General features: G+C 60.7%; 7 protein-coding genes, 1 tRNA gene and 1 pseudogene. All 9 read left to right on the top strand.

Annotated elements, in window-relative coordinates:
* Positions 1–132: 132 nt before the first annotated feature.
* A tRNA-Trp gene (locus tag ABEL04_RS14500) sits at positions 133–205 on the top strand.
* A 120-nt stretch (positions 206–325) separates the two neighbouring features.
* Positions 326–511, top strand: a complete 186-nt coding sequence (secE, locus tag ABEL04_RS14495; RefSeq protein WP_375803113.1) for a preprotein translocase subunit SecE — start codon at positions 326–328, stop codon at positions 509–511.
* 63 nt (positions 512–574) lie between these two features.
* Positions 575–1,132 (top strand): transcription termination/antitermination protein NusG, encoded by a 558-nt coding sequence (gene nusG / locus ABEL04_RS14490; RefSeq protein WP_375803112.1) that lies wholly within the window; start codon positions 575–577, stop codon positions 1,130–1,132.
* 120 nt (positions 1,133–1,252) lie between these two features.
* Positions 1,253–1,696, top strand: coding sequence for a 50S ribosomal protein L11 (gene rplK, locus ABEL04_RS14485; RefSeq protein WP_375803111.1), 444 nt, complete (start codon positions 1,253–1,255; stop codon positions 1,694–1,696).
* A gap of 124 nt (positions 1,697–1,820) precedes the next feature.
* Positions 1,821–2,534 (top strand): 50S ribosomal protein L1, encoded by a 714-nt coding sequence (rplA, locus tag ABEL04_RS14480; protein ID WP_375803110.1) that lies wholly within the window; start codon positions 1,821–1,823, stop codon positions 2,532–2,534.
* A gap of 51 nt (positions 2,535–2,585) precedes the next feature.
* Entirely contained in the window at positions 2,586–3,119 is a 534-nt protein-coding gene (rplJ, locus tag ABEL04_RS14475) for a 50S ribosomal protein L10 (protein WP_375803109.1), read from the top strand.
* A 151-nt stretch (positions 3,120–3,270) separates the two neighbouring features.
* Positions 3,271–3,654: a 50S ribosomal protein L7/L12 gene (gene rplL / locus ABEL04_RS14470; RefSeq protein ID WP_375803108.1), complete on the top strand. Its 384-nt coding sequence runs from the start codon at positions 3,271–3,273 to the stop codon at positions 3,652–3,654.
* A 511-nt stretch (positions 3,655–4,165) separates the two neighbouring features.
* Positions 4,166–8,029, top strand: coding sequence for a DNA-directed RNA polymerase subunit beta (gene rpoB / locus ABEL04_RS14465; protein WP_375803107.1), 3,864 nt, complete (start codon positions 4,166–4,168; stop codon positions 8,027–8,029).
* Between the two features lie 102 nt (positions 8,030–8,131).
* Positions 8,132–9,038, top strand: a pseudogene (locus ABEL04_RS14460) (DNA-directed RNA polymerase subunit beta'); the annotation flags it as partial.

Genomic DNA, 9,038 nt, shown 5'->3' with positions numbered 1-9,038 from the left:
TCGGGAGGGGGGGCACACGGTAGGGGCCGGCGTCGTTACCGACATCCTGGACTAGGCAGTTGCAAGCATGAACGTCGAGTGTCGACCAGAACCACCCAAAAGTCTCGGACGTCGACACTCGGCGCTGCACCTGCGGGCGTAGCTCAACTGGGAGAGCAGCGGACTCCAAATCCGCCGGTTGGGGGTTCGAGTCCTCCCGTCCGTGCTATTCCGGCGTGCTTACTGGTTCCATCGGGCCCGGTCCTTCGCCTGGCCGTAGGATGAGGCCCACTCGGTGAAAAGCTGTGGCGTTCGCCTTTGGTTTGAACATCCCAACTGCTCTCTCATGACTTGGATCTGGGACTACTTGCGGAACGTGGCCGCGGAGATGGAGAAGGTAAACTGGCCGGGCCGCGATGAGCTGATTAGCAGTACGCTCATTACGATCGTTGCCACCATGATCATCTCCGGGTTCATCTTCCTATCAGACCAGGTGATCCAGAGGATCCTGGAAATCCTCTATCGGGTGTAGTCTCGCGCTGATGATTTGTGTTCGGCCCTGAATCCACTGCCGCATGCATTCCCTACACTTGCCATGGCCAAAAAAACGGACTCGGACACGTGGTACGTGCTCCGTACCTTCTCGAACCACGAGAAGAAGGTGCGCCGCTACCTCGAAAGTGAAATTGAGCGGCTAGGGCTTGAGGACCAGATTGAAGAGATCCTGATCCCGACGGAGACGGTCTTCGAGATGAAAGGAGGGGAGAAGAAGACGAAAGAGAAAACGTTTTTCCCAGGCTACATTCTTCTCAACTGCACGCTCACTTCCGAACTCCGAGACATGGCGGAGGACCTGCCATCGGTGATCGGCTTCTTGACGACAGGGACCGGAGACGAGCCCACTCAGCTTCGGGAAGAGGAGATCAAGCGGATTCTCGGCAAGATGGACCGTGCCGAGGAGATGGGCGAGCAGCCCGAGATTCCCTTCAAGGTTGGGGATCCAGTCAAGGTCGTGGACGGCCCCTTTGACAGCTTCAACGGGATCGTCGAAGACGTGTATCCCGACAAGATGAAGGTAAAGGTGATGGTATCGATCTTTGGCCGCAAGACGCCCGTGGAGCTCGATTACCTGCAGGTCGAGCACGAGGAGTAACGCCCGGTTCCTGTGCGGCAGGCCCTGCCGCGATCGCTTGGACGCTCGAGATACTTTTGAACAATCCGGCGGAAGTCGGCCCGGCAGTCACCGGGAGACGCCCGCACCGCCCCCGCAGCCATGGCAAAACCTGTTGAACAGACCATCAAGCTCCAAATCAAAGGTGGGCAGGCCAACCCGGCCCCACCCATCGGCCCCGCCCTCGGACAGCACGGGGTGAACATCATGGAATTCTGCAAGGCATTCAATGCCCGTACCGAGGACCGGATGGGCACGCTGCTACCGGTCGAGATTACCGTCTACGCCGATCGGTCCTTCGATTTCATCGTCAAGAGCCCACCGGCATCGGTGCTTTTGAAGCAGAAGGCAGACATCGAAACGGCCGCTGGAGATCCCCTTCGCGAAGATGTCGCAACGGTGCGTTGGGAGGACTGTCTGGACATCGCTGAGCAGAAGCTCCAGGACATGAATGCCCACACTGCGGAGCAGGGCGCGAGCATGGTGGCGGGGACGGCCCGGTCCATGGGAATTACAGTGGAAGGAAAGCCGGACCACGTAGAATAGCTCGCCGGGTCTATGGGGAAGAGCCATCCTCGTCCCTGTGGGCCCTCGTACAAGAATCATTCACGCGGGAGTTCTTCCCTCTTCACGTCGGGAGAACGGTTGTACCGCCCAATCGCACAGAACCATGGCACAAGCTGAAGGAAAACGCTACCGTGACGCGCTCGAAGCTGTTGAAGAACAGGACGAGCCCGTGAGTCTCCGGGAAGCCGCGGAACTTGTCAAGGAGACGGCAACCGCCAACTTCGACGAATCTGTCGACATGGACCTCCGGCTTGGGGTCGAGCCCCAGCACGCCGATCAGATGGTGCGCGGCTCCATAACGCTCCCCAATGGCACAGGCCGTGAGGTGCGCGTCCTCGTGCTGGCGAGTGAGGGAAAACAGGTCGAGGCGGAGGAGGCAGGTGCCGATTACGTAGGACTCGAGGAGTACATCGAACGCATTCAGGAAGAAAACTGGCTCGACTTCGACGTTGCCATCGCGACGCCTGATGTCATGGGGCAGGTTGGGCAGCTTGGTCGTATCCTGGGCCCCCGTGGCCTGATGCCAAACCCGAAGAGCGGGACGGTTACGATGGACGTGGCCGAGGCTGTGGAAGAGGTGAAGGCCGGGAAGATCGAATTTCGGGTCGATCGGAGCGGGAACCTCCACACAGCCATCGGAAAGGCCTCCTTTTCGGTCAAGGAACTGTACGAGAACGCTCGGGCGTTCCTGCGGGAGGTTATCCGTCTCCGACCCGCCTCAGCGAAGGGGCTGTATCTGCGGTCCATTACCATGTCGGCCACCATGGGACCGCCGGTGCGGATTGATCGCGGCTCCGTGCTCAGTGAAGCCCGATAGCAGCCCGTACGTCGCCCGTTTCCGCCTTGAATCGATCCCTCTGTTCAGCTTATGTCGAAGAGTCGCGCCGAAAAAGCAGAAATTATCGATGACATTGGGGAAAAGCTCAGCAAGTACCCGATCATTTACCTGACAAATTTCCAGGGCCTGACCGTCGCTCAGTCCAATGAGTTGCGCGGCCGTTTCCGCGAGGCAGACGTGGAGTATCAGGTCACGAAGAATACCCTAGCACGAATTGCCCTCGACCGCATCGAAGGGAAAGATGCCCTGGAGGAATTTTTCGCCGGCCCCACGGCGGTCGCGTACAGCGAGGACCCGGCGAAGCCGGCCCGTGTGATCCAGGACTTTCTCGAAGAGGAGGGGGCAGAGCGTCCGGAGCTCAAGGTTGCCTGGATCGAGGGGGAGCTCTACGACGATCCAGAGGCCCTCGACACGCTTGCTGACCTCAAGTCACGTGAGGAACTCATCGGGGAGATCGTGGGCCTGCTGCTGGCTCCGGCCCAGAACATCGTGGGGGGGATCCAAGGGTCGGGACAACGTCTGGCTGGCATTCTCCAATCCCTCGCGGAAGAAGACGACGAGTAGCCCCGATGCTGTGGCGCCTGGGAAGCGCTCAGGTCTTGCCACCTTCACTTTTTGGAATACTGCACTTGCACATTCGCCTTAATTCGCGGCGCAGTGCCGCCCCATTGGCCGGTGCGTAGACCGCCGCAGGACCAACCAACTACCAAAACCTATGGCTGACATCGAAGAACTCGCCGAACAGCTCGTCGGGCTTACCATTCAGGAGGCCAACGAGCTTGCCAATCATCTCGAAGAGGAATACGACATCCAGCCCGCCTCGGCCGGCGTCGCGGTTGCTGCCGGAGACGGAGCCGGCGGCGATGGCGAAGCGGAGGAAGAAGAGCAAACGGAATTTGACGTCGTACTCACCGGCATTGATGGCAACAAAATTGCTGTCATCAAGGAGGTCCGCTCCATCACCGGCCTGGGCCTGAAAGAGGCCAAGTCCCTCGTCGACGAGGCCCCGAATCCTGTCGAGGAGGGAATCCCCCGCGACGACGCCGACGACCTGAAAGCGCAGATCGAAGACGCAGGAGGAGAGGTAGAGATCCGCTAACTCCTGCTGGTCGGGGCCCAGAGCCCCCGCTCTGACTGCTCGAGAGGCCGACCCTCATCCTTGGGGGTTGGCCTTCGGCGTCTCTGGATGCCACGAACATCCATTCCTCTTGCCGAGAAGAATCTGTCCGAAACAACCCTTAGTGGCGATCGTTACTAGCGTCCTGTCTACGTGCGTCTCTACGAGTGAAAAGCTTCCTCACGAGTCGCTGGCGACTGGCAGGGAACGCGTCTACCTGTCGGGGCTCCCTCCGGCAGCACTATCTGTCGTGAATCTGACCGGTGGATCCTCTAGATGAGCCTTTCATTGTGCGCGCAGAGGCTCATTGCGCCAGTTCGTTTGCCAAGTGGTTTCCCCACCCACTCTTGTCTCGTCCGTGCCTTTTAGCGGCCCGGCCTGCACAGAGAATCGTGTGCGGTGCTCACCGCCGCTGCGCGCACTGACTCCCGCCATGCCTCGCGGCATGGACCCCTGCGCTGTAGTACACTCACGCGAGCGATTCCTGTAGCCTATGCCGACCTTTTTGAACGGTGACACCTCCACACCCGGACACATCGAAGATGCGAAGTCCCGGAAGAGCTTCGCCGACATCCCGCAGGTGTGGGAATATCCGGACTTCCTGGATGTTCAGCTGAAGACATTTCATGACTTTGTGCAGGACGATGTCCCCCCTGAAGATCGGGAGAATGTCGGCCTCCAGGAGGTCTTCAACGAGCATTTTCCGATCAAGGACAACCGGGACCGGTACACGCTCGAGTTTGTCAGCTACGAGCTCGACGCACCGAAGCACACGGTTGAAGAATGCATCGCTCAGGGCCTCACCTACTCGGTGCCCCTGAAGGCCACCCTCCGGCTATCGAGCAAAGAAGAGGAGGGGGACGAGGAAGCCATCGAAGCTATCGAGCAGGAGGTGTACCTCGGCACCCTGCCCTTCATGACGGATCGGGGTACATTTATCGTAAACGGGGCTGAGCGCGTGATTGTCTCGCAGCTCCATCGCAGCCCCGGGGTCTTCTTCGAGAAGGAGATCCACTCGAACGGTACGGAGCTCTTCAGCGCCCGCGTCATTCCGTTCCGAGGCTCGTGGATGGAGTTTTCGACGGATGTCCGAGATGTGCTCTGGGCCTACGTGGACCGGAAGAAGAAGGTGCCAGTGACCACGCTTCTCCGTGCGCTGGGGTACTCCAGCGACGAGGAGATCGTCAAGATGTTTGATCTCGCCGACGCGGTCGACATCGAAGACGAGGAGGAGCTTGAGGAGTACCTGGGCCGCGAGCTCGCCACCAGCGTCACCATCGAGAAGACCATCGAGATTGTCGACGAGGACACCGGCGAGGTCGTCGACGAGGAGACAGAGCGCGAGGTCCTGCTCCCGGCCGAGCACGAGCTGGAAGAGGGGGACTGGGAAGAGCTTGATGAGTACGACATCAGCCGTCTCTATCTCGTCCGGGAAGATGTCGAGGACGAGGCGCTCGACAAGAGCACGCTCGTGGAAACCCTCAAGAAGGATCCGACCCACACGGAGGAGGAGGCCCTCAACGAGATTTACGAGAAGCTTCGGGGCAGCGAAGCCCCCGACCTCGACTCTGCACAGGAGGCCCTCAACCGCCTCTTCTTCAACGAAGACCGGTACGACCTGGGGGACGTGGGGCGCCACCGCATCAATGCCCGTTTGAATTTGGACGTGGACACCGACACGCAGGTGCTCACGAAGGAGGATGTCGTGGGCATCGTCCGCGAGCTTGTGGAGCTGCAGAACGGCGAGAGTATGGCCGACGACATCGACCACCTCAGCAACCGTCGGGTGAAGACGGTCGGCGAGCAGCTTGGCTCGCAGTTCTCCCTCGGCCTGGCCCGCATGGCACGCACCATCAAGGAGCGCATGAATCTGCGGGACGCCGACAAGTTTACGCCGAAGGACCTGGTAAATGCCCGCACCATCGAGAGCGTGATCAACACGTTCTTCGGGACGAATCAGCTGAGCCAGTTCATGGATCAGACCAACGCGCTGGCGGAGATGACGCACAAGCGTCGCATGTCGGCGCTGGGGCCCGGTGGGCTCACGCGAGAGCGGGCGGGCTTCGAGGTCCGAGACGTACACCACACGCACTACGGCCGTCTCTGCCCGATTGAGACCCCGGAGGGCCCGAACATCGGCCTGATGCTGTCCCTCTGCGTGCACGCCACGATCAACGACTTCGGCTTTCTCGAGACGCCGTACCGGGTCGTAGAAGACGGTCAAGTAACCGAGGAGGTCGAATACCTCTCGGCGGAGGAAGAAGATCAGGCCATAATCGCGCAGGCCAACGCCCCGATTGACGACGAGGGTCGTTTCAGACAGGACGAGGTCCGCTGCCGGCATCACGGCGACTTTCCCGTGGTGGAGCCGGAGGACGTGGAGTACATGGACGTGGCTCCGAATCAAATCGTCTCCCCGTCGGCCAGCCTCATTCCCTTCCTGTCGCACAACGACGCGAACCGGGCGCTCATGGGATCGAACATGCAGCGCCAGGCCGTCCCGCTTCTCCGGAGCGACTCCCCGATTGTCGGCACCGGTCTCGAAAGCCGTGTGGCGAAGGATTCTCGGTCGTGCGTCGTGGCTGAAGGCGAAGGGGTCGTCGAGTACGTCGACGCCGAGCGCATCGTGGTGCGCTACGACGAGGATCAGGAAGAAACAGACCTGACCTTCGGCGAGCCGGTGCGAGAGTACGAGCTCACCAAGTTCCGGCGCACCAATCAGGACACTTGCATGAACCAGAAGCCGATCGTTCAGCAGGGCGATCGTGTTGAGGAGGGCGAGGTCCTCACAGACGGGTTCGCCATGGAGAAGGGAGAGCTCGCTCTAGGCAAGAATGTGCTTGCCGCGTTCATGCCCTGGCACGGATACAATTACGAAGACGCCATTGTCATCAGCGAGCGCCTGGTCGCCAACGACGTGTACACCTCGGTCCACATCGAGGAATTCGAGCACGAGGTGCGCGACACGAAGCGGGGGGAGGAAGAGCTCACCCGCGAGATCCCGAACGTGAGTGAGGAGGCCACCAAGGACCTCGACGAGCGAGGCATTGTGCGCGTCGGGGCCGAGATTACGCCCGGCGACATCATTGTCGGCAAGATTACGCCGAAGGGCGAGACCGATCCCACGCCCGAAGAGAAGCTGCTCCGCGCCATCTTTGGCGACAAGGCCGGCGACGTGAAAGACGCCTCGCTGAAGGCGAAGCCGGGCATGGACGGCGGTGTCGTGATCGACACGAAGCTCTTTAGTCGCCGTGAGCTCGACCCGGCCTCGAAGAAGATGGAGGAGAAGCGGCTCGAAAACATCGAGAACGAACACGAGCGCAGACTTGAGGACCTGAATGAACGGTTCTGGGACAAATTCTTCAGCCTCGTCGAAGGCGCAGCCAGCACAGGCCTCGAGGATCGGGATGGAGAGGTCATTCTGAGCGAAGGGGCGGCGTTCGACGAGGAGGCGTTCGATGACGTGGACCCGGCCGACCTGAGCACGCGCGCTGAGTTTACCGAAGACGAGGCACTCAACGACGACATCCGTACGCTCCTTCGGAATTACAAGTCGCGCCGCCGAGACATTGAGGGCACGACCAAGCGTCAGAAGCACCAGGTCGAGATGGGCGATGAACTGCCCTCCGGCGTCGTTCAGATGGCGAAGGTGTACGTGGCCCGAAAGAAGAAGATCGAGGTTGGCGACAAGATGGCCGGTCGCCACGGCAACAAGGGCGTGATCGCGAAGGTCGCTCCCGTTGAGGACATGCCGTTCCTCGAAGACGGAACGCCCGTCGACATCCTGCTGAATCCGCTCGGCGTCCCGTCACGGATGAACCTGGGTCAGATCTACGAGACCCTCCTTGGATGGGCGGGCGACAAGCTCGGTGTGAAGTACTCCGTTCCCATCTTCGACGGCGCATCGCTTGAGGACGTGGGCGACGAGCTGGAAAGTGCCGGACTCCCCCGAGACGGCAAGATACAGCTCTACGATGGACGCACTGGCGAGCCCTTCGACGAGAAGACGACGGTGGGCCAGATCTACATGATGAAGCTGGAGCACCTCGTCGAGGACAAGATGCACGCCCGGTCTATTGGGCCGTACAGCCTCATCACGCAGCAGCCCCTCGGTGGAAAGGCGCAGTTTGGCGGTCAGCGCCTCGGCGAAATGGAGGTCTGGGCGCTCTATGCGTACGGAGCCTCCAATACGCTGCAGGAGATGCTCACATACAAGTCGGACGACGTGGAAGGCCGCTCCGAGGCCTACGAGTCGATCGTGAAGGGAGAGAACCTCCCGTCGCCCGGCGTTCCTGAGAGCTTCAACGTGCTCGTCCGCGAGCTTCAAGGGCTCGGCCTCGAGGTGACGCTCGACTAGCCGCGAACGGCGAACGGAGGCCTCCGGAAGCACAGTCCGTTCGTCGTACCACCCGCTTCCGCCTCCTGTCCCGCACGCTAAAAATCCATACTTCCAACCAATATGCCGTACGGTAACTCGGAAGAGATCAAGACAGACTTCGACAGCATCAAAATTAGTCTCGCCTCTCCGGAAGACATCCTGGAACGGTCGTACGGGGAGGTCATGAAGCCGGAGACCATCAACTACCGGTCCTTCAAGCCGGAGATGGGCGGGCTCTTCTGCGAGAAGATTTTTGGGCCGGTGAAGGACTACGAGTGCCACTGCGGAAAATACAAGCGCATCCGGTACAAGGGCATCATCTGCGACCGGTGCGGAGTCGAGGTGACCCGCAAGGCGGTTCGTAGGGAGCGCATGGGGCACATCTCCCTGAGCGTCCCGGTGGTGCACATCTGGTACTTCAAGACGCTCCCCAACAAGATCGGCCACCTTCTGGGCCTGAAGTCGAAGGACCTCGAGAAGGTGATCTACTACGAGAACTACATCGTCATCCAGCCGGGTACGGCCGAGCGTCTGGGCGTGGAGAAGAACCAGCTCCTGACCGAGGAGGAGTACTTCGACATCCTCTACCAGATCCGGGAGGACAACAACCGACTCAACGACGAGGACCCGGAGAAATTCATCGCGATGATCGGGGGCGAGGCCATCGAGACGATGCTCGAGCGCCTCGAGCTCGACCGGATCGCGCAGGAGCTCCGCTACCAGGTCAAGACCGAGACCAGTCAGCAGCGGAAGGCAAAGGCCCTCAAGCGGCTCAACGTCGTGGAGGCGTTCCGCGAGGCCAACCAGAACGGCGAGAACAAACCGGAGTGGATGGTGATGCGGGTGATCCCGGTCATTCCCCCGGAGCTGCGGCCGCTGGTGCCGCTGGAGGGCGGGCGCTTCGCCACCAGCGACCTCAACGACCTCTACCGGCGGGTCATCATCCGCAACAACCGCCTCAAGCGCCTCATCGACATCAAGGCGCCGG

The sequence above is a fragment of the Salinibacter sp. genome, assembly GCF_042218895.1.
In the GTDB taxonomy this organism is placed as follows: domain Bacteria; phylum Bacteroidota; class Rhodothermia; order Rhodothermales; family Salinibacteraceae; genus Salinibacter.
This window is presented reverse-complemented; position numbering and strand designations above follow the sequence as displayed.

Excerpts from the sequence above, each read along its gene's own strand:
- nusG (WP_375803112.1), top strand. The coding sequence starts at position 575 with ATGGCCAAAAAAACGGACTCGGACACGTGGTACGTGCTCCGTACCTTC.
- rplA (WP_375803110.1), top strand. The coding sequence starts at position 1,821 with ATGGCACAAGCTGAAGGAAAACGCTACCGTGACGCGCTCGAAGCTGTT.
- rplJ (WP_375803109.1), top strand. The coding sequence starts at position 2,586 with ATGTCGAAGAGTCGCGCCGAAAAAGCAGAAATTATCGATGACATTGGG.
- rplL (WP_375803108.1), top strand. The coding sequence starts at position 3,271 with ATGGCTGACATCGAAGAACTCGCCGAACAGCTCGTCGGGCTTACCATT.
- secE (WP_375803113.1), top strand. The coding sequence starts at position 326 with ATGACTTGGATCTGGGACTACTTGCGGAACGTGGCCGCGGAGATGGAG.
- rplK (WP_375803111.1), top strand. The coding sequence starts at position 1,253 with ATGGCAAAACCTGTTGAACAGACCATCAAGCTCCAAATCAAAGGTGGG.
- rpoB (WP_375803107.1), top strand. The coding sequence starts at position 4,166 with ATGCCGACCTTTTTGAACGGTGACACCTCCACACCCGGACACATCGAA.